The organism is Aeromicrobium sp. A1-2, assembly GCF_003443875.1.
Lineage (GTDB): Bacteria > Actinomycetota > Actinomycetes > Propionibacteriales > Nocardioidaceae > Aeromicrobium.
The window spans coordinates 1,885,474-1,905,307 of record NZ_CP027482.1 but is presented as its reverse complement, the minus strand read 5'-3'; the positions used below and the strand labels follow the sequence as shown (position 1 = coordinate 1,905,307).

The 19,834-nt window shown below is 67.3% G+C and carries 22 protein-coding genes; all 22 read left to right on the top strand.

Features of this window, described 5'->3' with window-relative positions; all coding sequences use genetic code 11:
- The first annotated feature begins 129 nt into the window (after positions 1–129).
- The 22 genes from thrS to C6I20_RS09185 all read left to right on the top strand — a co-directional run bounded on the left by thrS (position 130) and on the right by C6I20_RS09185 (position 19,687).
- Positions 130–2,121: a threonine--tRNA ligase gene (gene thrS, locus C6I20_RS09290; RefSeq protein WP_118395704.1), complete on the top strand. Its 1,992-nt coding sequence runs from the start codon at positions 130–132 to the stop codon at positions 2,119–2,121.
- Entirely contained in the window at positions 2,118–2,666 is a 549-nt protein-coding gene (locus C6I20_RS09285; RefSeq protein WP_118395703.1) for an HIT domain-containing protein, read from the top strand. The genes thrS and C6I20_RS09285 overlap by 4 nt, the downstream gene beginning before the upstream one ends.
- A gap of 4 nt (positions 2,667–2,670) precedes the next feature.
- On the top strand, positions 2,671–3,303 hold the full coding sequence (gene pgsA, locus C6I20_RS09280) for a phosphatidylinositol phosphate synthase (RefSeq protein WP_118395702.1): 633 nt from the start codon (positions 2,671–2,673) through the stop codon (positions 3,301–3,303).
- A gap of 111 nt (positions 3,304–3,414) precedes the next feature.
- Entirely contained in the window at positions 3,415–4,437 is a 1,023-nt protein-coding gene (locus C6I20_RS09275) for a diiron oxygenase (RefSeq protein ID WP_118398780.1), read from the top strand.
- Between the two features lie 3 nt (positions 4,438–4,440).
- Positions 4,441–6,105 carry an FAD-dependent oxidoreductase gene (locus tag C6I20_RS09270; protein ID WP_118395701.1) on the top strand — a complete coding sequence of 555 codons (1,665 nt, stop codon included), beginning with the start codon at positions 4,441–4,443 and terminating at the stop codon, positions 6,103–6,105.
- Positions 6,106–6,197: 92 nt separating this feature from the next.
- Positions 6,198–7,094 carry a pyridoxal 5'-phosphate synthase lyase subunit PdxS gene (gene pdxS, locus C6I20_RS09265; RefSeq protein ID WP_216822844.1) on the top strand — a complete coding sequence of 299 codons (897 nt, stop codon included), beginning with the start codon at positions 6,198–6,200 and terminating at the stop codon, positions 7,092–7,094.
- Positions 7,095–7,307: 213 nt separating this feature from the next.
- Complete coding sequence (locus tag C6I20_RS09260) at positions 7,308–7,871, top strand: alternate-type signal peptide domain-containing protein (protein WP_118395700.1); 564 nt, start codon at positions 7,308–7,310, stop codon at positions 7,869–7,871.
- A gap of 88 nt (positions 7,872–7,959) precedes the next feature.
- Positions 7,960–8,529 carry a signal peptidase I gene (locus C6I20_RS09255; RefSeq protein WP_118398776.1) on the top strand — a complete coding sequence of 190 codons (570 nt, stop codon included), beginning with the start codon at positions 7,960–7,962 and terminating at the stop codon, positions 8,527–8,529.
- Positions 8,530–8,531: 2 nt separating this feature from the next.
- Entirely contained in the window at positions 8,532–9,158 is a 627-nt protein-coding gene (locus tag C6I20_RS09250; protein ID WP_254052321.1) for an LPXTG cell wall anchor domain-containing protein, read from the top strand.
- Positions 9,145–9,774, top strand: a complete 630-nt coding sequence (locus C6I20_RS09245) for a TasA family protein (RefSeq protein ID WP_118395698.1) — start codon at positions 9,145–9,147, stop codon at positions 9,772–9,774. The genes C6I20_RS09250 and C6I20_RS09245 overlap by 14 nt, the downstream gene beginning before the upstream one ends.
- Positions 9,775–9,788: 14 nt before the next feature.
- On the top strand, positions 9,789–10,805 hold the full coding sequence (locus C6I20_RS09240) for a signal peptidase I (protein ID WP_162891239.1): 1,017 nt from the start codon (positions 9,789–9,791) through the stop codon (positions 10,803–10,805).
- A gap of 48 nt (positions 10,806–10,853) precedes the next feature.
- On the top strand, positions 10,854–11,390 hold the full coding sequence (locus C6I20_RS09235; protein WP_118395696.1) for a signal peptidase I: 537 nt from the start codon (positions 10,854–10,856) through the stop codon (positions 11,388–11,390).
- A gap of 287 nt (positions 11,391–11,677) precedes the next feature.
- On the top strand, positions 11,678–12,277 hold the full coding sequence (gene pdxT, locus C6I20_RS09230) for a pyridoxal 5'-phosphate synthase glutaminase subunit PdxT (RefSeq protein WP_118395695.1): 600 nt from the start codon (positions 11,678–11,680) through the stop codon (positions 12,275–12,277).
- Positions 12,278–12,290: 13 nt separating this feature from the next.
- Positions 12,291–13,055 (top strand): YebC/PmpR family DNA-binding transcriptional regulator, encoded by a 765-nt coding sequence (locus C6I20_RS09225; RefSeq protein WP_118395694.1) that lies wholly within the window; start codon positions 12,291–12,293, stop codon positions 13,053–13,055.
- Between the two features lie 81 nt (positions 13,056–13,136).
- The gene (ruvC, locus tag C6I20_RS09220; protein WP_118395693.1) at positions 13,137–13,655 is read left to right on the top strand and encodes a crossover junction endodeoxyribonuclease RuvC; all 519 of its coding nucleotides are present in this window, start codon (positions 13,137–13,139) and stop codon (positions 13,653–13,655) included.
- Entirely contained in the window at positions 13,652–14,245 is a 594-nt protein-coding gene (gene ruvA / locus C6I20_RS09215; RefSeq protein ID WP_118395692.1) for a Holliday junction branch migration protein RuvA, read from the top strand. The genes ruvC and ruvA overlap by 4 nt, the downstream gene beginning before the upstream one ends.
- Entirely contained in the window at positions 14,245–15,288 is a 1,044-nt protein-coding gene (gene ruvB, locus C6I20_RS09210) for a Holliday junction branch migration DNA helicase RuvB (RefSeq protein WP_118395691.1), read from the top strand. The genes ruvA and ruvB overlap by 1 nt, the downstream gene beginning before the upstream one ends.
- A 135-nt stretch (positions 15,289–15,423) precedes the next feature.
- Positions 15,424–15,717: a preprotein translocase subunit YajC gene (gene yajC, locus C6I20_RS09205; RefSeq protein WP_162891238.1), complete on the top strand. Its 294-nt coding sequence runs from the start codon at positions 15,424–15,426 to the stop codon at positions 15,715–15,717.
- A complete protein-coding gene (gene secD / locus C6I20_RS09200; RefSeq protein WP_118395689.1) occupies positions 15,717–17,375 on the top strand; it encodes a protein translocase subunit SecD in 1,659 nt (552 codons plus the stop codon). Before yajC ends, secD begins: the two co-directional genes overlap by 1 nt.
- Entirely contained in the window at positions 17,375–18,475 is a 1,101-nt protein-coding gene (gene secF / locus C6I20_RS09195; protein ID WP_118395688.1) for a protein translocase subunit SecF, read from the top strand. Before secD ends, secF begins: the two co-directional genes overlap by 1 nt.
- 84 nt (positions 18,476–18,559) lie before the next feature.
- Complete coding sequence (locus tag C6I20_RS09190; RefSeq protein ID WP_162891237.1) at positions 18,560–19,030, top strand: hypothetical protein; 471 nt, start codon at positions 18,560–18,562, stop codon at positions 19,028–19,030.
- 123 nt (positions 19,031–19,153) lie between these two features.
- On the top strand, positions 19,154–19,687 hold the full coding sequence (locus C6I20_RS09185) for an adenine phosphoribosyltransferase (protein WP_118395686.1): 534 nt from the start codon (positions 19,154–19,156) through the stop codon (positions 19,685–19,687).
- Positions 19,688–19,834: the final 147 nt, after the last annotated feature.

The window sequence follows — 19,834 nt, the reverse complement described above, 5'->3', positions numbered from 1 at the left end:
ATCATGGCGCGCTGGGGCCGGATGCGCGAGCGCAGCGGGCAGCGCCCAGACCGCCACGGGGCTGCCCTAGTGTGGTGGCAAGCAGAACGCGCCATCCGTAGGGCGCGTCGAACCGAACTGAGGTGCACCATGTCCGAGATCCAGATCGTCCTGACTTCCCAGCCCGATGCGGGTGACGAGGCACGAGCTGTCGAGACGGGCACGAAGGCGTGGCAGCTGTTCGCCGATACCGCCGACATCATCGCGGCACGCGTCAATGGCGAGCTCAAGGACCTGGCGTACGAGCTCGGTGAGGGCGACCGGGTCGACAGCGTGGCGATCGACTCCAAGGATGGTCGGGACATCCTGCGCCACTCCACCGCGCACGTCATGGCGCAGGCCGTGCAGGAGCTCTTCCCCGACGCCAAGCTCGGGATCGGCCCGCCGATCACCGACGGCTTCTACTACGACTTCGACGTCGCCGATCCGTTCGTCCCCGAAGACCTCGACAAGATCGAGTCGCGGATGCGCAAGATCGTCAAGGAGGGGCAGAAGTTCGATCGGCGCGAGATCGCCGACGACGACGCCCGCACCGAGCTGGCCGACGAGCCGTACAAGCTTGAGCTGATCGGGCTCAAGAGCTCCGCCGGCGACGCAGCCGAGGGCGCGAGCGTCGAGGTCGGTGACGGCGGCCTCACGATCTACGACAACCTCAAGCGCGACGGCTCGGTCGTGTGGAGTGACCTGTGCCGTGGACCGCACCTCCCAACGACCAAGCGCATCCCGGCGTTCAAGCTCATGCGGAGCGCCGCGGCCTATTGGCGGGGCAACGAGAAGAACAAGCAGCTGCAGCGGATCTATGGAACCGCTTGGGAGACCAAGGAGGCCCTCGACGAGCACCTGCACCGCATCGAGGAGGCGCAGCGGCGCGACCACCGTCGCCTCGGCACCGAGCTCGACCTGTTCAGCTTTCCTGATGAGATCGGCTCAGGCCTGCCGGTCTTCCACCCCAAGGGTGGTGTGATCAAGCGCGAGATGGAGGACTACGTCCGCCGCCGGCACATCGAGGAGGGCTTCGAGTACGTCGGTACGCCGCACATCGCCAAGGAGGAGCTGTTCTACACCTCGGGCCACCTGCCGTACTACGGCGACGGCATGTTCCCGGCGCTCGACGTCGACGGCAACGACTACCGCCTCAAGGCCATGAACTGCCCCATGCACAACCTGATCTACCGCTCGCGTGGCCGGTCGTATCGCGAGCTGCCGCTGCGTCTGTTCGAGTTCGGGCACGTCTACCGGCACGAGAAGTCCGGCGTGATCCACGGCCTCACGCGCGTCCGCGGATTCGCCCAGGACGATTCTCACTCGTACGTCACGCCCGAGCAGGCGCCTGAGGAGATCCGCCACCTGCTCAAGTTCGTGCTGAGCCTGCTGCGTGACTTCGGTCTGGACGACTTCTATCTCGAGCTGTCGACCCGCGATGCCTCGAAGGACAAGTTCATCGGTTCGGATGAGGACTGGGCCATCGCGACGAAGGTCCTGGAAGACGTGTGTCTCGAGACCGGTCTCGAGCTCGTCCCCGACCCGGGCGGAGCGGCCTACTACGGACCGAAGGTCTCGGTGCAGGCCCGCGATGCGATCGGCCGGTCGTGGCAGATGTCGACGATCCAGTACGACTTCAACCAGCCGTCGGCCGAGCGTTTCAACCTCGAGTACGTCGCCGCGGATGGCACCCGGCAGCAACCGGTCATGATCCACTCGGCCAAGTTCGGTTCGATCGAACGGTTCATGGGGGTGCTCGTCGAGCACTACGCCGGAGCATTCCCGCCGTGGCTCGCCCCGGTCCAGGTTGTCGGGATCCCGGTCGCCGAGCGGCACGCGGACTACCTCGAGGAGTTGGCGAAGCGACTCAAGGCTGAGGGCATCCGGGTCGAGGTCGACAACTCCGACGAGCGCATGCAGAAGAAGATCCGCAACGCGCAGCTCCAGAAGGTGCCATTCATGCTGATCGCCGGCGACGACGACATCGAGGGTGGTGCCGTGTCGTTCCGCTACCGCAGCGGTGAGCAGGAGAACGGTGTGGCAATCGATGACGCCGTGGCGCGCATCGTCGAGGCGGTCAAGGCGCGGGTCCAGGTGTGACGCCGCCTTCCGAGGACGAGCAGGACGGTGTGGGGGAGCACGATGCCTTCGAGCGGTTGTGGACCCCTCACCGGATCGTCTACATCAAGGGTGAGGGCAAGCCCGCGACCGGCGACGAGGCCGACTGCCCGTTCTGCCTCATCCCGGCGATGGATGACGTCGAGGGGCTCATCGTGCACCGTGGCGAGACGGCGTACGCCGTGCTCAACCTGTATCCGTACAACGCCGGGCACCTCCTGGTGTGCCCGTTTCGACATGTCGCCGACTACACCGACCTCACCGCTGCCGAGACCGCCGAGGTCGCCGCGATGACGCAGCAGGCGATGCGCACCGTGCGTGAGGTGACGAGCCCGCAGGGCTTCAACCTCGGGATGAACCAGGGCAACGTTGCCGGGGCCGGTATCGCGGCGCACCTGCACCAGCATGTCGTCCCCCGCTGGGGTGGCGACGCGAACTTCATGCCGGTCATCGGCCAGACCAAGATCATGCCGCAACTGCTGGGCGAGACCCGCGAGCTGCTCGCGGCCGCCTGGCCCAAGGAGTAAAACCATGCTCGAACGATTTCGTCAGTTCTGGTCCAACGTGTGGGCGCCGCTCGGCGACCTGCTGCTGCGGCTCGGGGTCAAGCCCGACTGGGTGACCTGGGTCGGCACGATCGGCGTGAGCGCCGGCGCCCTGTGGTTCTTCCCCCGCGGACAATTCTTCGTCGGCGTGCTCGTCATCACGGCTTTCGTGTTCAGCGACATCATCGATGGCTACATGGCGCGCAAGTCCGGCCAGTCGTCCAAGTGGGGTGCCTTCCTCGACTCGAGCCTCGACCGGGTTGCGGACGCCGCGATCTTCGCCGGCCTGGTGATCTACTACTCCCGCGACGGAGCAGAGACCGATCTCGGCGGTGCGGATCTCTACCTCGCGCTGAGCCTCGCTTGCCTCGTGCTGGGCAACCTGACCTCGTACACCCGGGCCCGGGCCGAGGGCCTCGGCATGACGGCGAAGGGTGGCATCGCCGAACGGGCGGACCGGCTCGTCGCCATCTTGGTGATGACCGGACTCTCGGGTCTGTTCGACGCCCCGTTCCTGCGCGAGATCACGCTGTGGGCACTCGCGGTGGCCAGCGGGATCACCGTGGCGCAGCGCATGCTGATCGTCCGCAAGCAGGCTGTGATCAAGCCCGAGCTGTGAGTCGGGTGAACCGGTAGATCTATGTGACACGCTCTATGTGTCATTGTCATTGACACATACCCTGGGTATGGCGCATGCTGACGGTACAACCCGATGCGCGAGGAGCCCACGATGTCGCAGACGATCGATCAGCCCACTGGCGAACTGCCCGAGATTCCGGTCGATGTCTCCCCGGAGATGTACGCCGAAATCCTGGAGGGCCTCTCGCAGGCCTCGGTCGACCGGCACTTCGACGCCTTCATCGACGTGCCGTGGGACCACGAGGACTTCCAGGTGCGCCCCGACGATCCTCGTTGGGTCCTGCCGGCGGACGTCGACCCACTCGGGGCGCATCCCTGGTACCAGGCGCAGCCGCTGGCCCGGCAGATCGAGATCGGGCAGTGGCGCCAGGCCAACATCCTCAAGGTCGGGCTGCAGTTCGAGAACATGCTGATCCGCGGCATCATGCAGTACGTCTTCACGCTCCCCAACGGCTCGGCGGAGTATCGCTACCTCACACACGAGGCGACCGAGGAGTGCCACCACACGCAGATGTTCCAGCAGGCCGTCAATCGCATCGGGGTTGACGTCGTGGGCATGCCGTGGCTCATGCGCAAGGTCGCCGGGATCCTGCCGTGGGCGGCCTCGGCCACTCCGTTCGCGTTCTTCATCGGGGTGTTGGCCGGCGAGGAGCCGATCGACCACACGCAGAAGGGCATCCTCCGCAGCGGCAAGAATCTCCCGCCCGTGCTCTCGCGCATCATGGAGATCCACGTTGCCGAGGAGGCGCGCCACATCTCGTTCGCGCACCACTACATCCGCCGCAATGCGCCGCGACTGGGCCGGGTCGAAAAGCTCGTGGTCTCGCTGCTGTTCCCCGTCATCATGCGGGTGCTGTGCGACGTGATCATGGTGCCGTCCAAGGCGTTCCGCAAGGAGTTCGGCATCCCGCGCGAGGTCATGAAGGACCTCTACTGGCGGGCGCCGGAGTCCCGTCAGCGCCTGCAGGAGCTGTTCGGTGACGTCCGCATGCTCGCCGAGCAGTCCGGGCTCCGGCAGGGTCGCCTCGCTCGGCTGATGTGGCGCCTGTGCCGCATCGACGGGCGCCCGTCCCGCTACCGCAGCGAGCCGCCCGTCGCGTTCTCGCAGGGCTGACCGATGGCGCACGTCGTCACCCAGGCCTGCTGCGGCGACGCGTCGTGCGTCTTCGCCTGCCCCGTCAACGCGATCCACCCGACCCCCGACGAGGATGACTTCGGCCTGGCCGAGATGCTCTACATCGACCCCGTCTCGTGCGTCGACTGCGGCGCATGTGTCGGCGCCTGCCCCGTCGGCGCGATCGTGCCCGACACCAAGCTGCAAGAGCAGCAGCTGCCGTTCGTCGACGTCAATGCGCTGTTCCACCTGGGTGCTGGTCGGGAGCACCCCAGCCAGGCTCCCGTCGCGCCGGTGCTGGCCAAGGTTCCGGGAGAGCTGCGAGTCGCAATCGTCGGCTCGGGGCCGGCAGCGCTCTACGCCGCGGACGAGCTGCTCAAACGGCCCGACGTAGAGGTCAACGTCTTCGAACGGCTCCCCACACCCCACGGTCTCGTACGGGCTGGGGTGGCTCCGGACCACCAGAGCACCAAGTCGATCGACGGACTGTTTCGTCAGATCGAGGACCAGCCGGGCTTCGACTACGTGCTCAACGTCGAGGTGGGCACCGACCTCACGCACGCGGACCTCGCCGAGCACCACCATGCCGTCGTGTACGCCACCGGCGCCTCGCAGGACCGCAGCCTGGGCATTCCGGGGGAGCAGCTGCCCGGAAGTGGCACGGCGACGGCTTTTGTGGCTTGGTACAACGGCCATCCCGATCACGCTGACCAACAGATAGACCTGAGCGCCGAGCGTGCCGTGATCGTCGGCAACGGGAATGTGGCCCTGGACGTGGCCCGCATCCTGGCCACCGACCCGGCTCGCCTGGAGACCACCGACATCGCCGAACATGCACTCGAAGCGCTGCGGGGGAGTCGGGTACGCGAAGTCGTCGTTCTGGGCCGCCGCGGCGCGGCCCAGGCAGCGTTCACGCTCCCCGAGCTGATCGGCCTGCTGGGTCGCGACGACATCGACGTCACGGTCGAGGGGACGGATCTGACCGAGGTCGTCGACGACGTCGTGGTGGGTCAGAAGCTGTCGGCCCTTCGTGCCGCTGCCGCCCGTCCCGCCCGGCCGGGCAACCGCCGCATCGTCCTCCGCTTCACGTCCTCGCCGGTTGAGATCCTCGGTGAGGAAGCCGTGACCGGCGTCCGGGTGGTGCGCAACCGGGTGGTCGAGCGAGGAGGCGCCCTGCTGGCCGAGCCGACCGAGGACTCCGAGGTCATCGAGACAGGCCTGGTGCTTCGCTCGATCGGCTATCGCGGCGTGGCACTGGCGGACATGCCGTTCGACGAGCGAGCCGGTGTCGTCCCGAATGTCCGCGGTCGCGTCGACGGCATCCGCGGCGCGTACGCCGTCGGCTGGATCAAGCGGGGGGCCAGCGGGTTCATCGGCACCAACAAGTCGTGTGCGCACGAGACCGTCGAACATCTGGTCGCTGACTTCAACGCCGGACTGCTCGCGGAGCCGGTCGGCTCGAGGCGCGACCTTGCGGCGCTGGTCCGCGAGCGGCGGCCCGGGGCGATCGATGTCGACGGGTGGCGGGCGATCGATCGTGCCGAGCGCCAAGGGGGCGCCCAGCAGGGTCGCCCGCGCCGCAAGCTGACCCGGTTCGATGAGCTGTTGGACGCGTCCCGACCGGCACCGAGGCCCCGGCGCAGGCTGCGTGGTCTGGCTCGTCGCTAGCCCCCGTGTCCGCAGTGTGTCCGGCGCGTACGGTCCAGCTCGCCCGGAGTAGACTTGAGCCGATCATCGGCCACATCACGAAGGACACAGCAGTGAGCAACGAAGCAACCACGGTCGGCACCTCCCGCGTCAAGCGCGGCATGGCGGAGATGCTCAAGGGCGGCGTGATCATGGATGTGGTCAACGCCGAGCAGGCGAAGATCGCCGAGGACGCCGGAGCGGTCGCCGTCATGGCGCTGGAGCGGGTGCCCGCCGACATCCGTTCGCAGGGTGGCGTGGCGCGGATGTCGGACCCCGACCTGATCGACGGAATCATCGAGCAGGTCTCGATCCCGGTGATGGCCAAGGCCCGCATCGGACACTTCGTCGAGGCCCAGGTGCTGCAGTCCCTCGGTGTCGACTACATCGACGAGTCCGAGGTCCTGACCCCGGCCGACTACGCCAACCACATCGACAAGTGGAACTTCACGGTCCCCTTCGTGTGTGGTGCGACCAACCTGGGTGAGGCGCTGCGTCGCATCACCGAGGGTGCCGCGATGATCCGCTCCAAGGGCGAGGCCGGCACCGGTGACGTCTCGAACGCCACGATGCACATGCGCAAGATCGGTGGCGAGATTCGCCGTCTCGGATCGTTGTCCGAGGACGAGCTGTTCGTCGCGGCCAAGGAGCTGCAGGCACCGTACGAGCTGGTCAAGGAGATCGCCGAGAAGGGCAAGCTCCCGGTCGTGCTGTTCACCGCTGGCGGCATTGCGACCCCGGCCGATGCGGCCATGATGATGCAGCTGGGCGCCGAGGGCGTTTTCGTCGGCTCGGGCATCTTCAAGTCCGGCAACCCGGCGCAGCGTGCCGAGGCGATCGTCAAGGCCACCACGTTCTTCGACGACCCCGACGTCATCGCCAAGGTCTCCCGCGGACTGGGCGAGGCCATGGTCGGCATCAACGTCGACGAGATCCCCGAGCCGCACCGCCTCTCCGAGCGTGGCTGGTAGGTCTTTCGCGCGGGTATCTCCTGCCGCACGACCGTGCATCCCGGCTCAGCCGGGGTGCACGGTTTTTTGCGTGTGAGGCGACACACAGGGCACAGATGGTTTTATTTCTCCCCTTTGGGAAGTCCGTCGACTTTTTGGCGTCACAATGAGCGTGGGAGCGCGTCTCATCCGTACGACCGGGATGGTCGTCTGGGACGTCGCAAGGGAGAACTCATGAAGAAGTCGATGAAGGGTGCCATCGCGGCATCAGCAGCAGCTGTCCTGCTGCTTGGCGGAGCGGGCTCGTTGGCCTACTGGACGGCCGATGGCACCGCCGATGGTGGCGACATCACGGCCGGCACGCTGACGCTCACGGACGGCACGTGCGATACCGATTGGGCCTACGCCACGGGCAACCCCGGCGCCGGCGACCCAGTTGTCCTGATCGTGCCCGGTGACGTCATCACCAAGGACTGCACCTTCACGCTGTCCGCGACCGGAGACAACCTCAAGGCCGAGATCGGCGCGCCTGCGTCGGTCAGCTACACACCGAGCACCGCGTCGACGTCGCTCGACCTGACCGCAGCCACGACCTTCGACGTCGGTGGAACCCCGATCGTCGACGGCGGCTTCGTCACCTCGGCGAACGACGGAGACACGATCACCGCGACCTTCACGGTCACGGTCCCGTTCGGCACCGATGAGACCGGTACGCCGCAGATCAACGCGAACGACATGCAGGGCATCACGGCGACGCTCGACGAGCTCACCGTGACGCTGACCCAAGTCTCCGCCTGACCCGATCTCGCGTCCTGAATCGGCCGGGTGACGTCGGGTCCCACGAGGACTCCGCGCCACCCGGCCGCAGGCGGAGGTCGAGATGATCATGTCGAAGCGTCGAGCCGAGGGCACCCGCATCCGCGGATGGCTGACCCAGGTCCTGGCCTGGTTCGTCATCGTCGCGGTGGTGCTGGTGCTTGCCGTCGCGGTCCTGGTCCCACGACTTGCCGGCGCGCGTCCGTACACGATCCTGACCGACTCGATGCGCCCCGGAATGCCGCCGGGGACCCTCGTGGTCGTCAAGCCGATCGATGCGCAGGACATCCGCATCGGGATGGTCGTGACGTACCAGCTGGAGTCCGGAAAGCCGGCCGTGGTGACCCACCGGGTCGTCGGGCAGGGCTACGACGCGAAGGGTCGGCTGGTCTTCCGGACCCAGGGCGACGCGAACAAGGTGGCAGACGCAAAGACCGTGAGGCCGGTGCAGATCGTGGGAGCGCGGTGGTACCACGTCCGCCAGCTGGGGAGGGTGACCAACGTGATCGAGAGCTCGCAGCGGCAGATGGCGGTCACCATCGTGGCGGTCGGTCTGCTGGGCTACGCCGCAGCGATGATTCTCGGAGCCATGAGGGACCGTTGGAAGACACCAGACGAGCCGAAGGAGCCGGTGAAGTGATCATGCGCGCAATCATGTGCCTGCTCGCGGCGTTGGCACTCGTGCCGGTCGTGGTCGCGCCGGCGTTTGCGGACGCACGGATCGGCCTGAGCCGCGATGGTGTGACCTTCGCGCCGACGCTGTCCTCGACACTGTTCGATCCGGACCTGCGCTGGGTGCCAGGAGACTCCCGGACGGCGACGTTCTACGTGCGGAACCAGGCCGACGAGCCTGCGACGCTCTCGGTGGACGTCGTCGGCACGCACATCGACTCGCTGCTCGAGACCGGTTATCTGACGATCTCGGTCCGAGGGGGAGGAGGCCGTTGGCGCGAGACATCGGCCACCGGGACCCATCGCCTGGTGTCCGAGATCGGGGTCGGGACGGGTGACAGCGCCAGGATCGATGTCTCGGTGGCGTTCGCACCGGAGGCGACCAATCCGTCGCAGACGCAGAATCTGGCTCTCGCGTTCCGCATCCTGCTCAGTCAGGATGTCGAGGCCGCCGTCGCTCCCGACCGCGACGGTCTCCTCCCCGACACCGGCGCACCCGCGTCGTGGTCGTTCATCATCGGTCTCACGCTCGTGGGCGCCGGAACCATCCTGGTGCACAAGCGCCGGGAGGAAGCAGGCACCGATGTCCAGTCATAGAGACGGGCCGAACCGGGCCGGGCGCAAGCTGCTGGGGTCGGTGCGCGCGCGGGCGTTGCTGAGCCTCGGCGTGGCACTCGGGATAGGCGCGACCGGGACGTTTGCGTACTGGACCGACGACGTCGTGATCTCGGGCTCGACGTTCACCGCCGGAACCCTCGACCTCAAGGTCAACAACGCCGACGCCTACGCCACCACGACGTTGTCGATGACCGCCATGGTCCCGGGCAACACGTCGGCCGAGGTCCTCACGGTCAAGAATGGCGGCACCGCCGCGCTGAAGTACTCGATCTCCGGCGTGCTGAGCGGCACCGACGTCGCGGTGTACTCCACCAACTCCGCGCTCCGGCTGACTGTCACTCTTGGTGGCACGAAAAGCGGCACAGGAAGTGCGAGCACGTGCACGGCCGGGACCGCGACCCTCGTCAACGCCGTTGCGCTGACGAGCACCACCACGATCCTCATCCCGTCACGTGGCCCCCTGGCCGGGAGCCCGACGAGTGCCGCCGAGCTGTTGTGCTTCCAGGTCTCGTTCGACGCTGCCGCGCCGACCGGCTTGCAGGGCAAGGCTGTGTCGGCCACGTTCACTGCGACCGGAACGTCCGACCTGTCATGACCGGACGAGGCGTCGTGCGCGCGACCCGGGAGGTCTTCTTGACCTTCGGGGCGCTGCTCGGCGTCGTCTGCATCCTTGCGACCATCGCGGGGGCAGCGTTCGACGTCAAGCCGTTGGTGTTCCGTTCCGGATCGATGTCACCGGCGATCCACACCGGCGACCTGGGCGTGTCGCGGACGGTCGATGCATCGACACTTCGGCGCGGGGACATCGTCTCGGTGGTCAACTCCGGCGGAAATCGAGTCACCCACCGTCTCGTCAGCACCGCGGCGCAGGGCGATGCGCGACAGCTCACCCTGCGCGGAGATGCGAACAGAAGTCCCGACGCGGAGCTCTACACCGTCACGACGGCCGAGAAGGTCCTCTTCGACATACCAAAGGCGGGGTACGCCGTCGACGCCGCGACAAGTCCGGTCGGTCTCTTCCTGCTGGGTCTGTACGTCGCCGGGATGCTGGCTCTGGTCTTCCGGCGTAGGCCACCGGACGGGCCCGAGGACCGGGCGCTGGTGCTGCCTCCCGGCGGATCACGCAAAGCGGCGAGATCGAAACGGTCCAAGGCAGCGTTCCGCATGAGCGTGGCCCTCGGGGCAGCCGTCTCGCTGACGCTTGGATCGGCCGCCTCCGCGGCACCCTGGACCGATCCCGTCGTCATCTCCGGCACAACATTCGGTGCGCACACCGTCCTCGAGCCGGCGTCGGTGACCTGCAGCGGAGGAGGTCTGCTGGCCAGCCTCACGTTCACCTGGCCCAATTCGGACCTCCGCTACGAATACGTCGTGACGGTCGAGGACTCGGGCGGCACGGTCCGGCGGACCGATGTCATCAGCAACAGCGGAAGCCTCGTCACGAGTCAGTCCGTCACCTACTCGTTCCTGCTCCTCAACGGCATCCTGGGTTTGCCGGCCACCATCACTATCAGGGTCAGGTCGAGGCTTGCCGGCTCGCCAACCTGGGTGAGCAACGGGTCGACGACTGCGACCGGGAAGCTCTTGTCGGTGCTCTTCCTCGGACTCGCCAGCAGTTGCAACTAAAGCGCCGATAGAGTGCCGAGCGAGGGAGGGACACCTCGAGAGGGATCCATGGAACAGCGCGGTCGACGTCGGGCGGCGGCACCCGTACGAACCAGCTGGTTCTGGCAGTCCGTCCTGCTCCGGATCGGGGCCGTGCTGGGCGCTGTCAGCCTCGTGGCCGCCGTCCTGTGCGCGTCGCTGGGGATCATCCCGATCTCGTTCCGCTCCGACTCGATGGCGCCCGCGATCTCGTCCGGAGACCTGGCCATCGCGCGGGGGGCCCCGGTTGGCGACGTCGGGCCCGGCGATGTCGTGAGCGTGACCGACCGTGCCGGTGGTCGCGTGACGCACCGCATCGTCGAGGTGGAGCCCTACGGCGGCAGCGTCCGGCTGACGCTCAAGGCCGACGACTCGTCGGTGCCGGACGCCGAGACCTACGAGGTCACCAGGGTCGACCGTGTCCTGTTCGCAGTCCCGCTGCTCGGGTTCCTCGTCGGGCCCTTCCACGGGCTTATTGCGATCGTGGCCGGCGGCGCACTCGTGGCGTGCCTGGCCTTCGTCGTCGTCACTCCACGCCGCCGTGTGCGGGGGACGAGACGGTCCTGATCGGCCTCTCGCCGAATTTCACGATGGTGCCGATGGACACCGGACAGGTATCATTTCTTGTGTCGGTGCGTGAGGGGTATGGGAGTGCCTCGAATCGCGTGCTGGCTCAGAGGGAGTTCGATCCACCACACGCTTGTCGTCGTGGTGGGTCGCTCGCTCCGTAAGCCCGATCGGATGTATTTCCGAGAGGGAGCGGCGGCGGCGGCGTATCCCCTGGAGATTCGTCTCTCACGTCGCCGTCGTCGCCACACGCGGAGCACCCGCAGGGGCCTGCGTAAGGTTGCTGCGTGTCTTCTCCCGCGATCGGCGTCTTTGCGCTGCAAGGTGACGTCCGTGAGCACCTGCGTGCGCTCGACCAGCTCGGCGTTCCCGCGTTCACGGTTCGGCGGCCCGAGGAGCTCGCGCGATGTGACGCCCTCGTGCTTCCCGGCGGCGAGTCCACCACGATGTACAAGCTGGCACGCACCTTCGATCTGTTCGACCCGCTGGCGGAGCGTATCCACGGCGGCATGCCGACCTTCGGCACCTGCGCCGGGATGATCATGCTGGCCGACCGGATCGAGGACGGCATCGTGGGTCAGGAGACCCTTGGGGGTCTCGACATCACGGTGCGGCGCAACGCGTTCGGACGCCAGGTCGACTCGTTCGAGGGCGACATCGCATTCGACGGATTCGCCGACCCCGTCCACGCGGTGTTCATCCGTGCCCCCTGGGTCGAGGCGGTCGGCCCCGAGGTCGACGTGCTTGCCACGGTCCCGACCGGACCGGCGGCCGGTAGAATCGTCGCTGTTCGACAGGGCAGCCGGATGGCGACCTCGTTCCATCCCGAAGTCGGGAGCGACGATCGCATCCACCGTTACTTCGTCGACCTCGTCAAGCAGTCGTAGAAAGGCGTTCCTCATGTCAGGCCACTCCAAGTGGGCGACCACGAAGCACAAGAAGGCCATCGTCGATGCCAAGCGCGGCAAGATGTTCGCCAAGATGGTCAAGAACATCGAGGTCGCTGCCCGGATGGGCGGCGCCGATCTCGAGGGCAACCCGACGTTGTACGACGCGGTCCAGAAGGCCAAGAAGGCCTCGGTCCCCAAGGACCACATCGACCGTGCGGTCAAGCGCGGCGGCGGCGTCGGCGACGACGCGGTCGACTACATCACGATCATGTACGAGGGGTATGCCCCCGGCGGCGTCGCGCTGCTGGTCGAGTGCCTGACCGACAACCGCAACCGCGCCGCGATGGAGGTGCGCACTGCGATGACCCGCAACGGCGGCACGATGGCCGATCCGGGCTCGGTGTCGTACATGTTCCACCGCAAGGGCGTCATCATGGTGCCGGCCGAGCAGGCCGAGGGCGAGACCAACGAGGACGACGTCCTGATGGCTGTCCTGGACGCCGGCGCCGAGGAGGTCAACGACCTCGACGGCACGTTCGAGGTCATCAGCGAAGCGACCGATCTGGTGGCTGTGCGCACGGCGCTGCAGGGAGCCGGCCTCGACTACGACTCGGCCGACGCCTCGTTCGTGCCGACCGTGACGGTCGAGGTCGACGTCGACGCGGCGACCAAGATCATGCGGTTGATCGACGCGCTCGAGGACAGCGACGACGTGCAGAACGTGTTTGCCAACTTCGACGCCTCCGACGAGGTCATGGCCCAGGTCCAGGCCTGATCCGGACCGGCGCGTCGCCTTCCGGCTGACTCGCCGGCCGTCTACGCTGTCGAACATGCGTTCTATCTGCGAGTCGGGCCGATGAGGGTGCTCGGGATCGATCCCGGTCTGACCCGATGTGGCGTCGGAGTGGTCGACGGCACCGTCGGCCGGCCGTTGACGATGGTGCACGTGGGTGTCTTTCGCACTCCGCCGGACCTCGACACCGCGCGCCGGCTACACCAGCTCGAGCAGCAGATCGAGGCCAGCGTCTTGGAGCACCGCCCCGACGTGGTCGCGGTCGAGCGGGTCTTCAGCCAGCACAACGTCCGCACCGTGATGGGCACGGCGCAGGCCAGCGGCATCGCCATGGTCGTTGCGGCGCGCCACGGCATCCCGGTGCAGCTGCACACGCCGAGCGAGGTCAAGGCGTCGGTGACCGGAAGCGGCCGTGCCGACAAGGCCCAGGTCACGCAGATGGTGACTCGTCTGCTGAGGCTGACCGAGGCGCCGAAGCCGGCTGACGCGGCTGACGCGTTGGCGTTGGCGATCTGTCACATCTGGCGCGGCGGTGCGCAGTCGCGCATCCAGGCGGCAGTCGACGCGCAGGCCGCCCGATGATCGCGCACGTGCGCGGGCCAGTGGCCGCAGTCACCCTGACGTCCGCCGTGATCGACGTCGGAGGCGTGGGCATGCAGGTCATGTGCACTCCCGGCACGATCGCCTCGCTGCGTATCGGCCGTGAGGTTCAGCTCTCCACCTCGATGGTCGTGCGTGAGGACTCCCTGACGATCTTCGGCTTCGCCAACACCGACGAGCGCGACATGTTCGAGCTCGTCCAGACCGCCAGCGGAGTCGGCCCCAAGGTCGCCCAGGCGATGCTCGCGGTGCTCGACCCCGACCGGCTCCGGCAGGCGATCGGCCAGGGCGACCTCGCGACTCTCACGACCGTGCCCGGCATCGGGCGCAAGGGCGCAGAACGGATTGTCGTCGAGCTCAAGGACCGGGTCGGCGTCACAACGCTCGCGGCGACCGGTGGCGCCCCCGCCTGGCGCGCCCAGGTCCACGAGGCACTGCTGGGCCTCGGCTGGTCGACGCGTGACGCCGATGCTGCTCTCGAGCAGGTCGTGGGATCGCTCGATCCCCGCGCCACTCCCGATGTCTCGACCGTGCTGCGTGACGCGCTGCGCGCGCTGGCGAAGGCGCGCTGATGCACGACGACGAGTTCGACGCGATCGTCGCCGAGGCAGGTCCGGAGGACCGCGCCTTCGAGGCAGCGCTGCGGCCTCGCACTCTCGACGAGCTGATCGGGCAGGAGCGCGTGCGGGAGCAGCTGTCCCTGATGCTCGAGGCAGCTGTGGCCCGCGGACGGACTCCCGACCATGTGCTGCTGTCGGGCCCTCCGGGTCTCGGCAAGACCACGATCGCGATGATCATCGCCCACCAGCTTTCCGCGCCATTGCGGATTACCAGCGGCCCTGCGATCCAGCACGCCGGCGACCTCGCGGCCATCCTGTCGGGCGTCAACGAGGGAGACGTCCTGTTCATCGACGAGATCCACCGCATGTCGCGTCCCGCCGAGGAGCTGCTCTACATGGCAATGGAAGACTTCCGGGTCGACGTCATCGTCGGGAAGGGTCCGGGTGCGACCGCGATCCCGCTGGAGATCCCACCGTTCACCGTGGTCGGTGCGACCACTCGGGCCGGCCTGCTGCCCAGCCCCCTGCGCGACCGCTTCGGCTTCACCGCTCAGCTGGACTACTACGACCCGGCCGAGCTGCATCGCATCGTCTCGCGATCGGCGGGACTGCTCGCGCTTGAGGTCACCGACGACGGCGGCCGGGAGATCGCCTCGCGTTCCCGTGGCACACCACGCATCGCCAACCGGCTGCTTCGCAGGGTCCGCGACTTCGCGGAGGTCCGAGCCGGGGGCGTCGTCGACCATGCCGTGGCGCGCGACGCCCTGGCCCTCTACGAGGTCGACGAGCTGGGGCTGGACCGACTCGACCGGGCCGTGCTCGACGCACTGTGCCGCAGCTTCGGCGGCGGGCCCGTCGGCGCCTCGACCCTCGCCGTCGCGGTCGGCGAGGAGCGCGAGACCGTCGAGGAGCTCGCCGAGCCGTTCCTCGTACGTCTGGGATTTCTCGCGCGCACGCCGCGCGGGCGGGTCGCGACGGCGCGCGCCTGGCGCCATCTGGGCCTCGCCCCGCCGCCCGGGCTGGACCAGTTGCCGCTCGCCGGCGAGCCGGGATGACGCGCCGAGCATGAGGCACGTCACGATCGTGGGGGCGTGGGGCTAAACTTCCCGATGGCCTCCGCACGACCCCGTGTGGCGGTCACGGCCATGCCGCCCCGGCGGCGCATCTCACATTCGTACGGAGCTCTAACGGTGAAAGATCTGGGCGCAGTGCTGCCTCTCATCCTGCTGGTCGTCGCCTTCTTCTTCTTGGTGGTTCGACCTGCCCGGGCCCGTCAGCGCGCATTCCTCCAGACGCAGAGCGAGCTGGCCCCCGGCGTTCGGATCATGATCGCGAGCGGTCTCTTCGGCGACATCGTCGCTCTCAGCGACGACACGATCGAGCTGCGCATCGCGGAGAACACGGTCGTGACCGTCAACCGGCAGGCCGTAGCGCGGGTCATCCCGGCCGAGACGACCGACACCGAATCGAGCATCGAGGACTGATGGCGACCGCTTCCACCCGCCGGCCCCGCGGGGCCAGCTCCAACCTGCCTCGTCCGCGGCGCACGTTGTTCCTGTTCCTCGCGGTGATCGTGGCCCTGTACGGCCTCGTCGCGGTGATCGGTCTCGACACCAAGAAGGGCGACGACAGCGCGTGGAAGCCCAAGCTCGGGCTCGATCTTGAGGGTGGCACGCGGATCACACTGGAAGCCAAGTCCGAGACCGGCAACGTCGCCAAGGACAAGCTCGACCAGGCTCGCAACATCATCGACCAGCGCGTCAACGCCACCGGCGTGACCGAGGCCGAGGTGACGACCCAGGGCGGCAACCAGATCATCATCGAGATTCCTGGCCAGAAGCGTGCCGACATCGTCGACCAGGTCGGCAAGACCGCGCAGATGCGGTTCCGGCTCGTGTGGGCTGGCAACCTGACCGGCGCGACCACGAAGACCGACACTTCTGACGCCCAGAAGACCATCGACGGCATCGACTGGTCCAAGCTGTCACTGGACCAGCTGATCGAGGCCGAGACCGGCGGTCTGGACACCCTTCCGACCGAGTACAAGGCCGGTATCGAGGCCCTCCAGACGCAGGCAGCTGGGTTCACGTGCTCCAGCACCGGGGTCGACGTCGACGATGTCTCCAGCAAGCCACTGGTCACCTGCGACCGTGCGAGCGGCGAGGTGCAGATCCTCAGCCCCACGATCATCGAGGGCACCGACGTCAAGAGCGCAGATGCCGAGCTGCCGCAGCAGCAGGTCAACTGGGTCGTCGCGATCGACATCAAGGGCGGCGGCAAGAAGGTCTTCGACACCGTCACGGATGCGCTGTACAAACAGAATCTGGCCGGCAACGACCAGGCAAGTCGCTTCGCGATCGTGCTGGACGGCGAGGTCCTGAGCGCCCCGACCACCAACGGGCACTTCACCAACGGCTCGTCCCAGATCCAGGGCAACTTCACCGCGACCAGCGCCAAGGAACTGGCAAACCAGCTCAAGTTCGGCGCACTGCCCCTGACGTTCGGCGTCAACGGCAGTGAGGAGATCGGGCCCTCGCTGGCCGGTTCCCAGCTCAACGCCGGCGTGATTGCCGGCATCATCGGCCTGATCCTCGTGGTGTTCTACTGCCTGTTCTACTACCGCGGTCTTGGCCTGGTCATCATCGGCTCGCTGCTCGTGGCCGCCGCCCTGACGTACGTCATGGTCCTGCTGCTCGGGCAAGCGGTCGGCTTCACCCTGACCCTGCCGGGCATCGCCGGACTGATCGTGGCGATCGGCATCACCGCCGACTCGTTCATCGTGTTCTTCGAACGAATACGAGATGAGGTGCGCGACGGCAAGTCCCTGCGGCTCGCGGTCGAAGCGGGCTGGGTCCGTGCACGCGGCACGATCCTGGCCGCCGACGCGGTGTCGATCATGGCGGCTGTGACGTTGTTCATCTTCGCGATCGGGGTGGTCCGTGGGTTCGCGTTCGCGCTCGGCCTGACAACCCTGATCGACGTGTTCGTCGTGTTCCTGTTCACCAAGCCCCTGGTCTCGCTGCTGGCGCGCACCAAGTTCTTCGGCCAGGGCCACAAGCTCTCCGGACTCGACGCCGGCCACCTGGGCATCACGGGCCGCAAGGTCTCCGAGATTTCCCGCACCGCTGGAGGAGAAGCCTGATGGGCCGCATCAGTTCATTTGGACAAAATCTCTACGAGGGACGTGTCTCGTTCGACTTCGTCGGCCGGCGCAAGGTCTTCTACGCGATCTCGGCGATCATCGTCCTGGTGGCTGCGCTCGCCTTCGTGTTCCGTGGCTTCAACTACGGGGTCGAGTTCAAGGGCGGGGTGGAGTTCACCGCCAAGGTGCAGACCGCCAACTCCCAGACCTCCGACGATCTGACCCGTGCGGTCAACGACGCCAATGTGCCCGAAGCCGGTGACCCGACGGTGCAGACCTCGGGCAGCGACTCGATCCGCATCCAGACCCGGGCGCTGACGCAGGACCAGGCGACGACGATCACCAAGTCGTTGGAGAAGGCGGGCGCAACCGAGGTCAGCCAGAACCTGATCGGGCCGACCTACGGCAAGCAGGTCGCCACCAAGGCGCTCACGGGTCTCATCGTGTTCTTGGTGCTCGTGATCATCTTCATCTGGGCCTACTTCCGCGAGTGGCGAATGTCCGTCGCGGCGATCGTGGCGCTGGCGCACGACCTGATCATCACGGCAGGTGTCTACGCACTGTCCGGGTTCGAGGTCACACCCGCGACCGTGACCGGACTTCTGACGATCCTGGGGTACTCGCTGTACGACACCGTGGTGGTGTTCGACAAGGTCCGAGAAAACACCAAGGGCATCGCGACGTCGACGACCAGGACGTACCCCGAGCAGGCCAACCTGGCGCTCAACCAGACCTTGGTTCGATCGATCAACACCTCGGTGACAGCGTTGTTGCCGGTTGCCGCGCTGCTGTTCGCGGGCGCCGCGATCCTCGGCACGGGTCCGCTCAAGGACCTCGCGCTGGCCTTGTTCGTCGGAATGCTCGCCGGCACCTACTCGTCGATCTTCATCGCGACACCGTTCGCGTCGCAGCTCAAGGAGCGCGAGCCGGCGATCAAGGCGCAGACCGCCCGGGTCATGGCGCGCCGAGCAAAGCAGGCCGAAGCGCCGGTCGAGGTGGTGGCAGCGGCGACCCACCGTCCGGTCACGACCTCAGGCGCAGCCAAGCGTGCGCAGCCAACTCGTCAGCCTCGTTCCAAGCGGGGCAAGGGAAACGCCTAGAACGTCTGATCGGCATGCCATGCTGATCGCACCGACCGCGATGCGGGACCGTCCCGATGACGCACACGGAGGAGAACACACCACATGAAGATCTCTATGGCTTTTGCCGGCGCGATCCTGCTCGGCAGCACCCTGGTCGCCTGCGGCGGCGGGGATGGCGGCAGCGGCGGAACGGGCAGCGACTACTGCAAGGACATCAAGAAGGCCTCCAAGACCTTCGGCAGCGTCTCGTCCGGCGACATCGCGCAGCTCGATGAGGCCTTCGCGACGTTCCACACGCTGGCCGACGAGCCCCCGAGCGACATCAAGGGCGACTGGAAGAAGCTCGACGGCGCCATCACGACGGTCGAGAAGGCCCTCAAGGATGCCGGACTGAAGTTCTCCGACCTGAGCGAGATGCAGAGCGGCAAGGTGCCCGAGGGCGTCGACCTGGCCAAGCTGCAGGGTCTCGCCGGTGAGATGACCAAGCTCGGCGGCGCGGACTTCACCAAGGCGTCCGATGCGATCGAGACGCACGCCAAGGACGTCTGCAAGGTTGACCTCAACGCGTCGTAGTCACTGACGTCAGCAGGTCCCGCGGGCATCGCCCGCGGGACCTGCTGACGTGAATGCAAGCATCACCCCACCCCAAGGAGAGCACGTGCGCGACTGCCAGCAAGCCAGGCCCGAGGTTCGGTCATGAGCCACGAGCTGACCGAGACGATCGACCGGCTCGTCCGCCCGATCGAGGACTGGCCGCAGGCAGGCGTCACGTTCCGTGACATCACCCCGCTGCTGGCCGACGCAATGGCGCTCGGCGCGGTGATCGACGGACTCGTCGAGATGGCCCAGGCCATGGGCCCCGTCGACGCGGTGCTGGGCATCGAGGCGCGGGGGTTCCTGTTCGGCCCCAGCATCGCCCTGCGGTTGGGGGCTGGATTCGTGCCCGTGCGCAAGGCTGGCAAGCTGCCGGCGGACTCGCTGTCGACGTCGTACGAGCTGGAGTACGGCTCGGCGGTGCTGGAGATGCACGTCGACGCCCTGCCCCAGGGAGCCCGCGTGCTCGTCGTCGACGACGTCCTCGCGACGGGCGGCACGATGCTCGCTGCGGCCGATCTCGTCCGGCAGGCCGGGGCGACCGTCGCCGGCAACCTCGTGCTGATCGAACTGATCGCACTGGGCGGTTGTGACCGGCTCGAGCCGCTCGGCTGCGCCGCCCTGCGGTCCTACTGAACCCTCCACAGAATCGAGCCCCATGAACCCCCATCAGGTCCGAGTCGTTGCACTCGTCCTCGTCGCGATCCTCGTGCTCGGCGCAGCGGCGACCTTGATTGACGGGTTGCTCACCTGACCGACCTCGCCGCGTGTCCCGCTGGCATA